General features: G+C 62.6%; 14 protein-coding genes, 1 tRNA gene and 1 pseudogene. 7 read left to right on the top strand and 9 right to left on the bottom strand.

Annotated elements, in window-relative coordinates:
• Positions 1-51: 51 nt before the first annotated feature.
• From FLP30_RS06400 to FLP30_RS14340, 3 genes are all read left to right on the top strand, one after another.
• On the top strand, positions 52-477 hold the full coding sequence (locus FLP30_RS06400; protein ID WP_149279071.1) for a DUF1489 family protein: 426 nt from the start codon (positions 52-54) through the stop codon (positions 475-477).
• Positions 478-587: 110 nt separating this feature from the next.
• Positions 588-663, top strand: a tRNA-Glu gene (locus FLP30_RS06395).
• A 541-nt stretch (positions 664-1,204) separates the two neighbouring features.
• A complete protein-coding gene (locus tag FLP30_RS14340) occupies positions 1,205-1,333 on the top strand; it encodes a hypothetical protein (RefSeq protein ID WP_256366578.1) in 129 nt (42 codons plus the stop codon).
• A gap of 57 nt (positions 1,334-1,390) precedes the next feature.
• Here FLP30_RS14340 and FLP30_RS06390 read toward each other — a convergent pair whose 3' ends face one another.
• Entirely contained in the window at positions 1,391-1,969 is a 579-nt protein-coding gene (locus FLP30_RS06390; RefSeq protein ID WP_149279070.1) for a sterol desaturase family protein, read from the bottom strand.
• 173 nt (positions 1,970-2,142) lie between these two features.
• Entirely contained in the window at positions 2,143-3,579 is a 1,437-nt protein-coding gene (locus FLP30_RS06385; protein WP_168200057.1) for an LTA synthase family protein, read from the bottom strand.
• 309 nt (positions 3,580-3,888) lie between these two features.
• On the opposite strand from FLP30_RS06385, the gene FLP30_RS06380 reads away from it, so the two are divergent.
• The 4 genes from FLP30_RS06380 (at position 3,889) to FLP30_RS06365 (ending at position 8,821) form a co-directional block, all read left to right on the top strand.
• Positions 3,889-5,577 carry a capsular polysaccharide export protein, LipB/KpsS family gene (locus tag FLP30_RS06380; protein ID WP_168200056.1) on the top strand — a complete coding sequence of 563 codons (1,689 nt, stop codon included), beginning with the start codon at positions 3,889-3,891 and terminating at the stop codon, positions 5,575-5,577.
• On the top strand, positions 5,574-6,851 hold the full coding sequence (locus FLP30_RS06375; RefSeq protein WP_210419256.1) for a capsule biosynthesis protein: 1,278 nt from the start codon (positions 5,574-5,576) through the stop codon (positions 6,849-6,851). The genes FLP30_RS06380 and FLP30_RS06375 overlap by 4 nt, the downstream gene beginning before the upstream one ends.
• A gap of 19 nt (positions 6,852-6,870) precedes the next feature.
• The gene (locus FLP30_RS06370) at positions 6,871-8,097 is read left to right on the top strand and encodes a glycosyltransferase family 4 protein (protein WP_149279067.1); all 1,227 of its coding nucleotides are present in this window, start codon (positions 6,871-6,873) and stop codon (positions 8,095-8,097) included.
• Positions 8,098-8,380: 283 nt separating this feature from the next.
• Positions 8,381-8,821 carry a DUF4186 domain-containing protein gene (locus FLP30_RS06365; RefSeq protein WP_149279066.1) on the top strand — a complete coding sequence of 147 codons (441 nt, stop codon included), beginning with the start codon at positions 8,381-8,383 and terminating at the stop codon, positions 8,819-8,821.
• Here FLP30_RS06365 and ubiM read toward each other — a convergent pair.
• The 7 genes and pseudogenes from ubiM to hisH form a co-directional block, all read right to left on the bottom strand.
• Complete coding sequence (gene ubiM, locus FLP30_RS06360; protein WP_149279065.1) at positions 8,800-9,996, bottom strand: 5-demethoxyubiquinol-8 5-hydroxylase UbiM; 1,197 nt, start codon at positions 9,994-9,996, stop codon at positions 8,800-8,802. The two genes, FLP30_RS06365 and ubiM, sit on opposite strands and share 22 nt — an antisense overlap.
• Positions 9,997-10,003: 7 nt before the next feature.
• On the bottom strand, positions 10,004-10,594 hold the full coding sequence (locus FLP30_RS06355; protein ID WP_149280266.1) for a nitroreductase family protein: 591 nt from the start codon (positions 10,592-10,594) through the stop codon (positions 10,004-10,006).
• A 62-nt stretch (positions 10,595-10,656) separates the two neighbouring features.
• Positions 10,657-11,031 carry a histidine triad nucleotide-binding protein gene (locus FLP30_RS06350; protein WP_149279064.1) on the bottom strand — a complete coding sequence of 125 codons (375 nt, stop codon included), beginning with the start codon at positions 11,029-11,031 and terminating at the stop codon, positions 10,657-10,659.
• A 5-nt stretch (positions 11,032-11,036) separates the two neighbouring features.
• Positions 11,037-11,480 (bottom strand): phosphoribosyl-ATP diphosphatase, encoded by a 444-nt coding sequence (locus FLP30_RS06345; protein ID WP_149279063.1) that lies wholly within the window; start codon positions 11,478-11,480, stop codon positions 11,037-11,039.
• A 5-nt stretch (positions 11,481-11,485) separates the two neighbouring features.
• Positions 11,486-12,265: an imidazole glycerol phosphate synthase subunit HisF gene (hisF, locus tag FLP30_RS06340; protein WP_149279062.1), complete on the bottom strand. Its 780-nt coding sequence runs from the start codon at positions 12,263-12,265 to the stop codon at positions 11,486-11,488.
• Positions 12,259-13,593 (bottom strand): annotated as a pseudogene (gene hisA, locus FLP30_RS06335) (1-(5-phosphoribosyl)-5-[(5-phosphoribosylamino)methylideneamino]imidazole-4-carboxamide isomerase). Before hisA ends, hisF begins: the two are co-directional and overlap by 7 nt.
• Positions 13,593-14,252 carry an imidazole glycerol phosphate synthase subunit HisH gene (gene hisH / locus FLP30_RS06330; protein ID WP_149280265.1) on the bottom strand — a complete coding sequence of 220 codons (660 nt, stop codon included), beginning with the start codon at positions 14,250-14,252 and terminating at the stop codon, positions 13,593-13,595. The pseudogene hisA and the gene hisH overlap by 1 nt, the downstream one beginning before the upstream one ends.
• Between the last annotated feature and the right edge of the window lie 63 nt (positions 14,253-14,315).

The following is a 14,315-nucleotide window of genomic DNA, read 5'->3' as shown; positions in this document are numbered from 1 at the left end:
CATGCGCCTGTGGGCCTTTGCAGAAAGCGCGACCTCGGCCATCCTTGCCAAATGCTGAACCTGATCAAACTGGTTGTCGGTGTTGCCTCGCTTGAAGACCTGGCAGCCCGGCAGACCTTACCCCAGAACATGCACGCACCTGCGGGGTCCACCGTGGCCCTGCCGGTTGTGCACACCCGCGCCTTTCCCCGTCAGGCGGAAGCATTGCTGGAGGGAGGCTCCCTCTACCGTGTGATCGGCGGGATGATCCTGTGCCGACAGGTGCTGGAAGCCATAGAGACACACACCCGGGCCGATGGCAGCACCGGGACACTGCTGTTTCTGTCCCCCACCATCATCCGTGTGCAGGCCCGCCCCATGCGGCCGTTCCAGGGCTGGCGCTATCTGACCCAGGCCGATGCCCCGCCTGACAGCGACAGCACCACCGCAGACCTGCCCGAAACCCTGCTGCGGGGCCTGAGCGAGTTTGGTCTGTAAGGAACCGGAAGGGCGTTTTGGTGGGGGCAGATAAAAAACTGAAAAAAATGGTTTTAGTCGCTTGACGCCCCCCGCGAACACCTATAGATAACCCCTCAACGACGCCTCTTGTCCCGTTCGTCTAGAGGCCTAGGACACCGCCCTTTCACGGCGGCAACACGGGTTCGAATCCCGTACGGGACGCCAACTACCGTTTAGGTAGTTCGCTTTAAAGCACACGGTATCCGATGTGCAGTCGTACTTCCAATGGAAAATATGCCAAGTTTAGATGTAGAGCCACAGTCTTCGGCTTTGCTGATGCCTCACGCTGTATGTTGTTCGCCTGCATGAACAATATGCAATGGCCCGCGCAGATTACTCCAAAACCCGATCAAAGCGCCCTGCATGCCACCTGCGCTCAAAAAAGCTTGCGAGTGACACAGCAGAACCTTCCTGCCCCCTTTGAATGACATTTCGTAAGGGCCTGCCCTCTTTCCGAGAGATGCCCCACAAGGGTGGACAGCCCTCGGTCAGATTCCAGAAACCGGCAAGGACCATCAGGCACTTCATTAAACCCCGATGGAGGTGGCAGAATACTCTCCTGCACTCCAGACCTTTCTTGGCCCAACGACAACCAATCGGAAACGATACTCAGGCTTTGACGTCCCCACGCAGCCATTTGGCAGGAGGCCGATCCCATTCGCTGAGAATGTACGCCACGGACCATAGCCCCGACTCTGGGGAAGATATGAACACTTACGCATCCCTGGAGAAATGGGCACAGGCACAGGCACAGGCACAGGCACAGGCACAGGCACAGGCACAGGCACAGGCACAGGCACAGGCACAGGCACAGGGCTGTCATCTAATGGAATGATTAAGCAAGCGGTCTCAACACAGGCCCTCCGGCAAGGGCGGGCCTGACTGGAGCCGATCAGGCGCGGCGGCGAACTTCGGAGCGGTCAGCCTGACCATGATGTTTGCGCGCACAGGTGCCGAACAGCCGGTCGATGAAAATGGCCGTCACGGCGTAATTGGTCTCGTGGTCGTGGTAATGGTGGCGCAGGTGGTGGATTTGGATCCGGCGCAGCAGGGCATTGGAAAAGCGCCACTGGTGCATGGCAAAATGCATGCCGTCATACAGCACATACCCGGCCACAAAGCCCAGAAAGAACGGGCGGCCCCAATCGTAGCCCATCACAAGGCAGAACAGCGTTTCCAGCACCACGGCCAGCGGCAGGCTGACAATCAGCGGCATCAGGTTGCGCAGCGGGTCACGCGGGTAATCATGATGGTTGCCGTGCATGATAAAGACAAAGCGCTGCCCTATCGCACTGCGGAACGCCATATGGAACAGATGGCGGTGCATGACATATTCAAAGAAAAACCAGACTGCCAAGCCGCAGGCCACCATGGCGACAGCGCGCACGGGGGGAATCGGCTGTATGACCAGATTGGCCGCCAAACCCGACAGGATAACCAGCCATGCCACCACAAATACCGGAAAAGGCATGTAGGTCAGGCATTCAAGCCAGCCGGAACGAAACAGTCTTACCCCTTTTTCCCGCAAGTTGTTTTACTCTTTCTTTCCAGATCAGGCGCGCCTGTCGTTGTTATTGCTGTTTTCCCCGCACGGTTCAATCCTAGACAGCGAGGATGTGCCAATTTCATCACCCATACCAGAAATCACATAGTACGATGAACCGCCAGCCCCTCAATCAGATGGTGCAGGGCGGCGGGTGTCATGTCCTGTTGGGGTACCCTGCTGGCTTTGCCCTCCGTAGCGGGAAATTCAACACAAACATAAGGCGTTGTGCGCTCCTGGGTCACACTGTTCACTCCTGGAATGGACGGGCGGTGGTCACCAAAAAATACCAGCAGGCTCTTCCGCCCCAGCCTGTCCAGTTCATCCACCAGCATACCCAGCATTGTGTCACTATTACGTAGATGCCGCAGATAATGCCCCAACGCCTCATCCGGCGCACCGGGCCATGGGGCGTGGTTTTCCATTGTCACGGCGTAAAGAAACAACGGCCCGGAGGCTGTGCGAATCCTGTCGATCATCCGTGCGGCCAGAGCTGTGTCCTCAGGGTAGGGTGTTGCACGGGTGGGCGTATGCTCGCCCATGCTGTCATCCACCACATCAAACCCGATCGTGGGCATCAGCCGGTCCCGGCCATAAAACGCCAGGCTGTGCGGGTGCATGAAAACACTCTGATACCCAGCCTGCCGCAACCGCCATGGCAGGGAAAACTGCTTATCATCCGCCGCGGTCAGAAAGGGATCATACTGGCGAAAGGCCAGTTCCTGCTCCTCCCGACCAAACAGCACGCCGTATTCGGTCCGCATGGTGTAGGCCCCAAACCCGCTGACCAGCAGCCCCCCGGCACTGCGCGCCCGCGCCTGGGCACGTTCCAGTTCCGGCAAGGCAACACCCCGTGCCTGCTCCTGCGCAAACATGCCCGGCAGAGCGAAGGACTCACACTGCACCACCACAACAACATCACGCGCAGCCGTGCCCGCAACAGCCATCGGGGGCTGGGGGGCTGCCTGCGCCTTCCAGCGCCGCCAGTACAGCACCAGCATGCCTGCAACACCCAGCCGCCAGACATCACGCCGCCAGTTGGGCACGGCAACCCAGCGGGCCAGCGGCAGGCGGGTATACACCGCAACAACAGCCACCACAGCCAAGGCCGCCACAAGTCGCAGCGCGTAATCCCAAGTAAAAAACCACCAGAACACACACGGCAGGGCCAGCAGCACCAGCGCACTGGCCACCCAGGCCGCAGGCGGCAGGGAGAAGATAAAAAACTTCGGGTTACGGACCAGTTCAGCCAGCGAAATAATATCCGTGAACAGAACAGGCTCGCCCAGAATGCGGTATTTCACGCGTGAGGCAAATGCCAGCCCGTAGGACAGCGCAACCGCGACAACGCACCCCAGAGCAGGCGCGCCATCCCCCGCCACCACGGCGGCATATAAGAACAAAGTATTAAGACAATACAGAAAGACCAGAGGCTTCGCCTCAATATCCCCTTTTTTTACTGGCATGGGCATCAGCAGGGATGGCAACGCAATAAAAACAGACAGGGCGTAAAATACCGTGAACTGGCCTAGCATCATCAGGAGAAAATTTCTTCCACACCGCAGCCCGCTGGGCGGCTCTGGCCTGTTCCCGCGTTGCCGCATGAAGGTTCAAGGTTTCTGTCAGGTCTTCCGCGCCAGTGTTCATCTTGTTAAGCGCGGGATGCCCCTGTATATACTCGATGCCATAGTATGCAAATGTGATGTCGTCCTTTTCTGTAGACGGGCTTATTACGCATACCCCGTAAAAACAGAACTCAACGTGTTGGGATGATGACGGCGCTTTCAAGGTATTCAGCGGGGCAGAGAGCACGGTGTTTCCTCGCCCCTCCCCCTTTCCGCGCCAGCATGCCCGCCCTTGCCACCCCGGCCCGCCCCGATGTGCTGCCCGATGCGGCAGAACGCGCCTTTGTGCGCGATACCATTGTGCAGGAACGGGTGGGCGGACAGTTCTGGGCCAAGGCACTGCCCCGCAGTTTTACGGCCGTTCTGTGCGTGCCCTCTGCCCTGCCGCTGGCCCAGGCACGCGCAGCACTGCACCCGTTGGCAGCCCGCCACCCGCGCCAGAACATCCTGCTGCTGCCCTCCCGCTTTGACCGGCAGAGCAAGCGTCTGGCCCGCAGACTGGGCCTTGCCTGTGCCGACGCCCACGTGCTGGACCCTCACGCTGTGCTGGACACGGTGCGCGACCTTTGCGCCCTCACCCCGGATGGCCCCCAGCACGACCTCTGCCTGCTGGCCGCACTGCGTGGCCTGACCGTCAGCATTACCTCCGGTCCTGCCGGGACAGCCCAGCCCCTGACCGAACAGGCAGCGCTGGACCATATCCTGAACGACACGCGCTATAGCTGCCCCTTTACCGGCCAGCCCACCACCTGCCGCGCCGTGCTGGATGTGCTGGTCTTATGGAAGCAGACCCTGCAAGCCAACCGTCAGGTTGGCGCGTGCATGGGCATGTCATTGTGGAAAAGGCCGCAGATTGCGGCCTTTCTGGCCAGCGCCCCCGGCCATCCTGCCTTTTTCCGCTCCATCCCCCGCGCCGTGGCGGCCTGCCGGGCTACGCGCAGGCCCGGTGTGGCCATATGGACAACCCGCATGCCCGCAGGGGTGGAGCAGCACCTTGCACAGGCCGGTCTGACCCTGCTGCGGGTGGAGGACGGGTTTATCCGCTCCATCGGCCTTGGCAGTGCGCTCCAGCCCCCGGCCTCCATTTTCCTTGACCGCCGTGGTGTCTATTACGACCCCGCCCAGCCCAGCGATCTGGAACATATCCTCGCCACCACGGTTTTTGACGACACCCTGCGGGCCCGTGCGCAAACGCTCATGGTGCGGCTGCGGGATGCTGGCATTTCCAAATACGGCAAGGGTGAGCCAGAACAGCCACGCCAGCGGGCGGCACGCTCCGGCCCTGTCATTCTTGTGCCCGGTCAGGTGGCGGATGACCTGTCTGTCCTGCGGGGTGGGGGGCAGATCCGCGACAATCTGGCCCTGCTGCGCGCTGTACGAGCCGCCCGGCCGGATGCCTATATTCTCTACCGCCCCCACCCGGATGTGGAGGCAGGCTACCGCAAAGGTGCCCTGCCCGACGCCGTAGTGCTGGAGACCGCGGATGAAATCAGCCGGGGCGGAGCCATTACCTCCGTGCTGATGCAGGTGGATGCCGTCCATACGCTGACATCCCTTGCCGGGTTTGAAGCACTGGTGCGCGGTATTCCCGTCACCACCTATGGCACACCTTTTTATGCTGGATGGGGCCTGACAACCGACCAGGCCCCCGTTCCCGCACGCCGGGGCCGCGCATTGACCCTGGCCGAGCTTGTGGCAGGCACCTTGCTGCTCTACCCCCGTTACCTTGACCCGGTGACACACCTGCCCTGCCCGGTTGAAATCCTGCTCGACCGTTTTGATCAGCCCGATGCCTGGAGGCAAACACGGTGGATGGCCCTGCGCCGTACCCAGATGGCCCTGCGCCAATCCCTTCCCTCACGCCTATTCACAAAAGCCCGCCATTTCATACGGACATGCACCGTTCCATGACCCAAGCCCCCCTTCCCCCACGCCCGGAGGAACGCCGCTTCCTTCTGCTACAAGGCCTGATGGGGCCTTTTTTTCAGCGCATTGGCACAGCCCTGCGTGAAAACGGCTACGGGGTCTGGAAGATCAACTTCAACGGTGGGGACTGCCTGTTCTGGCGCTTGCCCAACGCCATGTCCTTTACCGGCACGGATGATGAATGGCCGCTGTTCCTGCGCGAAAAAATCGAGAGCCTGGGCATTACCGACATCATGCTCTTTGGGGACTGCCGACCGCGCCACCGCCAGGCCATTGCCCTGTGCAAAAAACTCGGCACCCGGATTTACGTGTTTGAGGAAGGCTATATCCGCCCCGACTGGGTCACGCTGGAAATGGACGGGGTTAACGGCCATTCCACCCTGCCCCGCAATTCCGCATGGTATGTCGAGCAGGCCCGCCTGCTGCCCCCGCTGGCTCCGCACCAGACGGTGTCCTCCTCCTTCCCGCGCAGGGCGCTGGAGGCTGTGGCCTATAATGCCGCCGATATTCTGACCCGCAGGCATTTCCCCTACTGGCAGGACTACCGGCCCTGGGGCGCGTGGTATGAAGGTGTAAGCTGGCTGCGCAGGCTGGCGCGCAAAAAGACCGCCCGGGCCGAATCCCAGAAGGTGCTGGACTGGTTTGCCACCGGCAAGCTGCCCTACGTGCTCTTTCCCTTACAGTTGGATGCGGATTCCCAGATCCACCTGCATTCCAACTTCAATGGCATGACACCGGCCATTGCCATGGTCATGCAGTCCTTTGCCCTGCATGCCCCTGCCGACCTGTACCTGCTGGTCAAGGAACACCCGCTGGACAACGGGGTAAAGGACTGGAAAGCCATGATCACCCGTATTGCCACCCATCTGGGCATCGCCCAGCGGGTGCGCTACGTGGAATATGGTGAAATCAGCCACATGGTGCGCGATGCCCGCGGGGTTGTGACCGTCAACAGCACCACCGGCACGTTGGCTCTGGCGCAGAACGTGCCCGTCAAAGTGCTGGGCCGGGCTGTTTACAATATCGACCATGTTACAGACCAGCAGCCGCTGGATGACTTCTGGGCAAACCCCACGCCGCCCGACCCTGACACTCTTCACGCGTTCATGAAGGTGTTGATCGACCGTTGCCTTATTGAAGGCGGTTTCTTCTCGGAAGAAGGGCTGTCCACCCTTGTGGCGGGCACATTGCGCCGTGTCAGCAGTGTCAGGTCGGAACCCGATAACGTGGTCTTCCTGCCTTCGCATCTGGATAACTAGGAATTATCGACCCTCCGCTATGTCACGCACCCTGCTTTACATGGATATCTCCCGCCTGCTGTCGCGCGCGGGGCACGCCGTTCCTACCGGGATTGACCGGGTGGAATATGAATATGCCGCCCATGTGCATGCCCACTGGGCGGACAGGGTGGTGTTTGTCGCCTATGTGCCGCTGCGGGGTATCCGCGTTCTCAAACGCACGGCTGTCGCGCAGTTTCTGGCCCTGACGGCAGAGCTGTGGGACGGCAGGAAACAACCCCTGTCAAACCTGAAATGGCTGGCACGGCGTCTGCTGTCCGAAGCCGCTCTGGGCAGTGGCACGCCCCCCGCCCGCACAGGGGGCGAACGCCCGCTTTACCTGCTGCTGTCCCACCATCATCTGATGCGCACGGACACCATCAGCCAGTTTCTGCACCACACGGGCGCGGGCATGAGCGTGATGATCCACGATCTCATTCCCATGCAGTTTCCCGAATACAACCGCCCGGGCGAGGACGACCGCCACCGCCGCCGCATTGCCAGCGTGGCCAGGCTGGCGGACAGCATTACCGTGCCCTCCGGCCAGGTGGCCGCCGACCTGCGGCCGTTTGTACCCGCCCATGTGCCCATTGCCCCCATTGCCCACGGGCTGCATGTCTGGGGCCGGGGCACCGCAGCACCGCATGATGGCACGCAGATGCAGGATCCGTATTTTGTCTGCATCGGCACGATTGAGCCACGCAAGAACCACCTGCTGCTGCTGAACATCTGGCGCGAACTCAGCCAGACCCTTGGGGCCGCAACCCCACGGCTGCTGATTATCGGCCGCCGTGGGTGGGAGAATGAAAACATCATCGACATGCTCGACCGTTGCCCGGCCATTGCCAGCAGCGTGAGCGAAAAGAACGAACTGGACGACCGCGACGTTGCCCACCTGCTAGGCAACGCCCGCGCCCTGCTGTTTCCATCCTTTACCGAAGGGTTTGGCCTGCCCCTGCTGGAAGCTCTGGCCCTGGACACCCCCATTGTGTGCAGCGACCTGCCGGTCTTTCGTGAAATCGCAGGGGATGCCGCCCACTACCTGCATCCGCTGGACAGCCCCGGCTGGCAGGCTGCCATCCAGAATCTGGCCAGCACACCCACGCGGCAGAGCCTGTCGCAGTTACGCCCCACTGCCACACACCCGCCCGTGCAGGACTGGCCCCATCAGGTACGCCTTGGGCTGGACTTCGCGCTGGCGGAACACGCCCGCCGCCAGCAGGGCTAATCTGCCGCCGTCTAAACACCAAGGGCCGTGGGGGGAGAGGTTTCTCCCCCCAGTTGGCAGGTGCGGTGCGTGCGACAATGACCATTGCAAACAATAGTCGCCGCTAATCCGGCAAGCGCCACCCCGCCAAAAGCTACTCACGCATTGGGGCGGCGCTGCACGACTATGGCCCTATAGGCCCCACCTCCTGCCACACACTGTCCGGCTGCAAGGCTTGTGGGGAGCACACCATCCATGCCCCCTGCGGGGTGGAAAAAACCTGCCAGAGGGCCATAGTACGGGCATGACCACGACTCAGGGTGACCTGTTCCCGCAGCCGCTGCCCAAGGCTGATATTGCTGACGCGCTTTGGCAAAAACTGAGCCGATCAGCCTTTCGCAGCCGCTTTCATCTCAATGCACAGGACATGGCCTATCTGCGCGACAAGGGCCTGCCAGCCGTGCTGGAGCATGGGCGGGGCTTTATTAACCGCCGTCTGGCCCCCGCAGCCCCTACGCGCGATGGCCGACAGACACCCTGGAAAGGCCACCCGGTTTTTGTGGCCCAGCATGCCACCGGCACCTGCTGCCGCTCGTGTCTGGAAAAATGGCACAGCATGAGCAAAGGCACGGCCCTGACCGAGACCCAGCAGCAGTATGTGCTGGCGGTGCTGGCCGTCTGGCTGGAGCGCGAACTCCATGCCAGTGCCACCACGCCGCCAGTTCAGACCGACGGTGTAGGCTGACGGTCCATCAGAAGGGCTGTCACAGCTTTTTTGAACGGGCTGAAACCATCTGCCAGCCGCAGGCAGGCCTGCCGCATCTGGCGGAAAGGCGGGCCATCATGTGTGTACAGTGTTGCAATGCCATTCGTACCCGCAAACAACGGGGCTGTAGCCAAGCGGTGCTGGCGCTCAAAACGGCGCAGGCCGGAGGCATCACCCGCATCTCCCCCACGGGCCATAGCGGCAACAACGGACTGCACAAGGGTTTCCTGCCCTTTAAGGCCAAGGTTAAAACCATGCGCCGTAATGGGGTGCATACCCACCGCAGCATCCCCCACCAGCGCCATGCGGCGCGCTGTAAAGCGGTGCGCATACACGCCCTTGAGCGGATAGGCATGCCGGGTGCTGACAAGGCGCATTGCCCCCAGCCTGCCCCCCACACGGCGGGTGACTTCGGCATTAAAGGCATCACGCGGCATGGCCAGCATCTCGCGGATTTGCGCATCCGGCAACGTCAGCACCAGGGACGACGCCATGCCGTTGACCGGCAGCAGCGCAATAGTCTGGCCCTCGTCAAACCATTGCAGCGCGACGTTATGGTGGTGGGACTCATGGGCCATGCGGCAGACCAGCATGGTCCTGCCAAAGTCATGGACAATGGCCCCAATACCCGCCCTGCGCCGCGTGGGCGAAAACCGGCCATCCGCTGCTACAACCAGCCGGGCATGCAACTGGCCGCCGGAGTGATGCACCGCCGCGTAATCCTGCCCCTGACGGATGGTGCTGACCTCCGTGCGCGGCAGCAGGGTTATGCCGTCCTGCACGCTGGCAGCCGCAAACAGGGCGCGCCGGATAAGACTGTTGGAAACCAGCCAGCCCAGAGCCTCCACCCCATGCCCCTGCGTATCAAACCGCAGAGGATGGCGGAAACTGCCGGTTTCAATCCGTGCTTCCTTCAACGGGCATATGGCCACGGGGGGTATGAAATCCCACGCGCCCGCGTCTTGCAGGATGCGGACAGAGTGGTGGGTGAGCGCAATTTCACGCCCGTCAAAACCGGGTTCTTCCCAATTCCTCTGCTCGGCCCGTTCCAGCACGCTGACACGCAGGCCAGCACGCGCCATCAGCAGCGCTGTGGACAGGCCTACAGGCCCACCCCCGATAATGGCGACATCTGCATGCGTTACTGCTGTCATGGCTGCCTTACCCCCTATCTGCCGCAAAGGACAGCGGCCCCCCCTGCCAGTCGGCCATGACCGAGGTGGCATCGGGCCGGGGGTGGGCAGGCAGCGGTGTTTCCGGCGTGCCCACAAACACAAAACCGGCCAGCCTGTCAGGGGCGGCAAAGCCCAGTTCGGCAGCCAGAACGGGGTCCTGCGCCGGGGGGCCTGACACCCAGATGGCCCCAAAGCCCTGAGCGTGCAGGGCGTTCAGCAGGTTCATGACCCCGGCGGCGACCGTCATTTCCTGCTCCCACACCGGAATCTTGTGGTCAGGCCGCAGGCGCATGCCCAGCACAAGGGTCATGGGCATGGTAGAAAAACGCTGCCGCCGCTTGTCCTGCGCAGCCTGGGGGGCTGCCGGGTCCACCCGCAGCAGGCTGGCCACCACACGCTCGGCCAACTGGGCGCGGGCCTCACCCGTGACCACGCCATAGCGCCAAGGCCGCAGGTAGCCGTGGTCAGGCGCACGCAGGGCTGCGGCCACGCATTGCTCAAGCTGGGCAGCCGTAGGGGCTGGCTCGTGCAGGCGGTCGGTAGAAACGCGGGAAAGAAGCTGGTCCATGGCGTTCATGACAGAGTATTCCCCCAAGGGCTGGCAGGCTTGGGGCAAGCCCTGCCCGCCTGCCGTTGTGTTCAGATCGGGAAGGCCGGAAGCGCCTTGCCGCCCAGTAGATGCAGGTGAAAGTGCGGGACTTCCTGCCCGCTGTCGCGCCCGGCGTTGGTAATCAGCCGGTAGCCGTTTTCTTCCAGCCCCATGTGGCGGGCCACTTCCCCCGCGGCCTGCATAACGCCAGCAATTTCCTCCGCCGGGGCGGTGCTGCTGAAGTCCATGAAGGACACGTACGCATTGCGCGGAATAATCAGCACATGCACAGGGGCTTTGGGGGCGATGTCGTTAAACGCCAGCACCCAGTCGTTTTCAAAAACCTTGGCGCAGGGAATTTCGCCACGCAGAATCTTGGCAAAAATGTTCTGCGAGTCGTAGGGGCCTTTTCCGTTCACAACCATGGCGTTCACACTTTCTCGCTGTCTGCCGGGCGGGGCCGGGATGCCTTTTCGGCAATACCGCTTGTGCCTTCACGGCGGCGCAGTTCGGCCCAGACATCCTCAGGCGTGATCCCCGCATCTACCCACAGGACGATCAGGTGGTAAAGCACGTCGGCACTTTCCCCCACCAGCAGGGTGCGGCGGCCTGCCACGGCCTCGATCAGGCATTCCACCGCTTCTTCGCCAAACTTCTGGGCGATCTTGGATGTCCCGCGTGACAGCAGGCGGGCAGAATGGCTGACAGTCGGGTCGGTTCCCTTACGGCTTTGCACGACCTCATACAGCCGTTCCAGCACGCTGCTGTCAGCCGCCATGGCTGCGGCCTCGGCCACGGTGGCCCGTTCGGGCGTGTCCTGCGTGGCCTTGCCCTTGCGGGATTTGGGAGCCTTGGAGGGGACTTTCTTGATCATGGACATCAACCAACCTGAAAGGGAGCGGGAGAGGGCCGTACAGGCAAGCCAGCATCGGCCAGCGCCGCCTTGACCTGCGGAATGGAAAACTGGCCAAAGTGGAAGACACTGGCCGCCAGCAGGCCACTGGCCCCGGCGGCGGCCCCTTCCACAAAATGTTCAAGCGCGCCAACACCGCCCGAGGCCACAACGGGCAGGCGCACCGCCGCCGTAACCGAGCGCAGCAGCCCCAGGTCAAACCCGGAGCCGGTGCCGTCACGGTCCATGGAGGTCAGCAGGATTTCCCCCGCGCCCCGCTCGGCTACTTCCCGGCACCAGTCCAGCGCATCACGCCCGGTGGCTGTGCGGCCACCGTGAGTATACACCTCCCACCGGCCTGGGGCGGCCTGTCGCACGTCCACCGCCACAACCACACACTGGCTGCCAAATTTACGGGCGGCCTCATTCACCAGTTCGGGGCGGGAGACGGCAGCCGAGTTCATGGCGCATTTGTCAGCCCCGGCCAGCAGCAGGCGGCGCATGTCATCCGTCGTGCGCACGCCCCCGCCCACTGTCAGCGGCAGGAAAATACGCTCGGCCGTGCGGCTGACCACATCCAGAATGGTATCGCGGTTTTCATTACTGGCGGTGATGTCCAGAAAGGTCAGCTCGTCCGCGCCTGCGGCGTCATACACCGCAGCCTGTTCCACCGGGTCGCCCGCATCCCGCAGAGAGACAAAGTTGACCCCTTTGACAACCCGCCCGTTCTTGACATCCAGACAGGGGATAACCCGCAGCTTCAGCATGAGCTTAACACCCGCAAGGCTTCCGCCGGGGAGACACGGCCATCATACAGCGCCCGGCCGACAATCACTCCTTCGATCCCCGGTGCATCGCGGGCGGCGTCACGCAGGGCGGCCAGATGCTCCACCCCGCCCACGCCACCGCTGGCAATAACCGGCACCGACACCGCATTGGCCAGTGCCACTGTCTGGTCAATATCCAGCCCCTCGAGCATGCCGTCGCGGCTGATTTCGGTAAAGATAATGGCCGCAACCCCTGCGTCCTGCATCCGCAGGGCAAGGTCGGTTGCCTGCATGTCCGAGACCTCGGCCCAGCCTTCTGTCGCCACCAGGCCAGAGCGGGCGTCGATCCCGGCGACAACCCGGCCGGGGAAGGCACGGCAGACCTCACGCACAAGGGCGGGGTTCTTGACCGCGACAGAGCCCAGAATGACGCGGGTAATGCCCGCCTCCAGCCAAGCCGCAATACCCTGCATGTCGCGCAGGCCACCGCCAAGCTGCACGGGCACATCTGCTGCCTCGACAATAGCGCGCACGGCCTGAGCATTCTCGGACTGGCCCGCGAAAGCGCCGTTCAGGTCCACCACATGCAGCCAGCGGAACCCGGCGTCCTGCCAGGCCTTGGCCTGGGCACCGGGGTTGTCGGAATAGACGGTGGCATCGTCCATTTCGCCCCGGCGCAGGCGCACGCAGGCACCGTCCTTAAGGTCGATTGCGGGATAGAGGGTCAGGGAGCGCGAAGGAATCGTCATGGCGTAAAACCGGCTTTATGGCTGGGTTCTGGGCTGGTCAGCCCGAAACGGCGGGGTGTCGTCCAGGTTCTTGGTAAAATACAGCCCCGGCAGAATACCATCGGCCGTACGGGCGTAAAACGGGTGCGACCCCCAGTGCAGAAACTCCGCCCGGCGGAACAGGCCTATGGCGGCATGGCGGTTTTCGGCCACATCCACATTCATGACCCGGAAGCCCATGTTGCGGGCGGCACTTTCCACTTCCTGCAACAAGAGCGCCCCCAGCCCCTTGCGACGCGCATAGGGGGCCACGAACAGGTGCGCCAGAGTCACACACATGGCCTGGAGCTCGTTATTGCGCGGGGCGCGGACAAGCTGCGCACAGCCGACAATAAGCCCCTGCTGGCGCACGGCAAACAGCATGCGCTCGGGCACCAGCAGCAGGCCACGGAAATACCGCTCCAGCACCTGCCGCCCCTGCGGCTGGACCCAGTCAAAGCCCCCACCGTCAAGGATGGCGGCATCAACAGCCTCACACAAAGCCTGAAGGTCGTCCTCATCCAGCGCAAGAATACGCTGAACGCGCGAGGTCTTGGGCATCAGAGCCGCTCTTCCGGTTGCCAGGACAGGAAATTGGCCAGAATCTTCAAGCCCACCGTCTGGCTTTTTTCCACGTGAAACTGTGTGCCAGCCACATTGCCACGGCAGACAATGGCCGGAATACTGCCCCCATAGTCCGTGGTCGCCACCAGCACATCAGGCGATGTCGGGCCGAGTGCGTAGGAATGTACAAAATACCCGTGCGGTGCTGGCCCCAGCCCCTGCACCAGCGGGTGGGCGGGAGCATGCAGGTCAAGCTCGTTCCAGCCCATCTGCGGCAGGCGCAGGCCCGGCGCATCCATGGGGATGATATCGCCCTCAATCCAGCCAAAGCCCTCTGTCACACCGTGTTCCAGCCCGCGCCGGGCCATAAGCTGCATGCCCACGCAAATGCCCAGAAACGGCGTGCCCGCCGCCGTGGCCTCCATAATGGCGTCTTTCAGCCCCGGCGTTGCGGCCAGACCCTGTGCACAGTCGGCAAAAGCACCCTGACCGGGCAGGATAATACGGTCCGCATGCCGCACGGCTGCCGCCTGGTTGGTAATAACCACCGACGCCGCCACGCCCGACAGTTCAGCCGCGCGGGCCACGGCCCGGGCGGCGGAGGCAAGGTTGCCGCCTTCATAGTCAACAACGGCGATAGAGAGAGGCTGGGCCACAAAAACCCCCTTGCTGGTCTGCACTGTGGAACACCGCCAACCCGCCACACAACACAGCAGGGA

The sequence above is a fragment of the Acetobacter vaccinii genome, from assembly GCF_008365315.1.
In the GTDB taxonomy this organism is placed as follows: Bacteria; Pseudomonadota; Alphaproteobacteria; order Acetobacterales; family Acetobacteraceae; genus Acetobacter; species Acetobacter vaccinii.
Note: the sequence above shows the minus strand (reverse complement) of the source record. Positions and strands in the feature narration are given on the sequence as shown.

Coding starts and splice junctions, on each gene's coding strand:
- FLP30_RS06400 (WP_149279071.1), top strand. CDS start 52: ATGCTGAACCTGATCAAACTGGTTGTCGGTGTTGCCTCGCTTGAAGAC.
- FLP30_RS14340 (WP_256366578.1), top strand. CDS start 1,205: ATGAACACTTACGCATCCCTGGAGAAATGGGCACAGGCACAGGCACAG.
- FLP30_RS06390 (WP_149279070.1), bottom strand. CDS start 1,969: ATGCCTTTTCCGGTATTTGTGGTGGCATGGCTGGTTATCCTGTCGGGT.
- FLP30_RS06385 (WP_168200057.1), bottom strand. CDS start 3,579: ATGATGCTAGGCCAGTTCACGGTATTTTACGCCCTGTCTGTTTTTATT.
- FLP30_RS06380 (WP_168200056.1), top strand. CDS start 3,889: ATGCCCGCCCTTGCCACCCCGGCCCGCCCCGATGTGCTGCCCGATGCG.
- FLP30_RS06375 (WP_210419256.1), top strand. CDS start 5,574: ATGACCCAAGCCCCCCTTCCCCCACGCCCGGAGGAACGCCGCTTCCTT.
- FLP30_RS06370 (WP_149279067.1), top strand. CDS start 6,871: ATGTCACGCACCCTGCTTTACATGGATATCTCCCGCCTGCTGTCGCGC.
- FLP30_RS06365 (WP_149279066.1), top strand. CDS start 8,381: ATGACCACGACTCAGGGTGACCTGTTCCCGCAGCCGCTGCCCAAGGCT.
- ubiM (WP_149279065.1), bottom strand. CDS start 9,996: ATGACAGCAGTAACGCATGCAGATGTCGCCATTATCGGGGGTGGGCCT.
- FLP30_RS06355 (WP_149280266.1), bottom strand. CDS start 10,594: ATGAACGCCATGGACCAGCTTCTTTCCCGCGTTTCTACCGACCGCCTG.
- FLP30_RS06350 (WP_149279064.1), bottom strand. CDS start 11,031: ATGGTTGTGAACGGAAAAGGCCCCTACGACTCGCAGAACATTTTTGCC.
- FLP30_RS06345 (WP_149279063.1), bottom strand. CDS start 11,480: ATGATCAAGAAAGTCCCCTCCAAGGCTCCCAAATCCCGCAAGGGCAAG.
- hisF (WP_149279062.1), bottom strand. CDS start 12,265: ATGCTGAAGCTGCGGGTTATCCCCTGTCTGGATGTCAAGAACGGGCGG.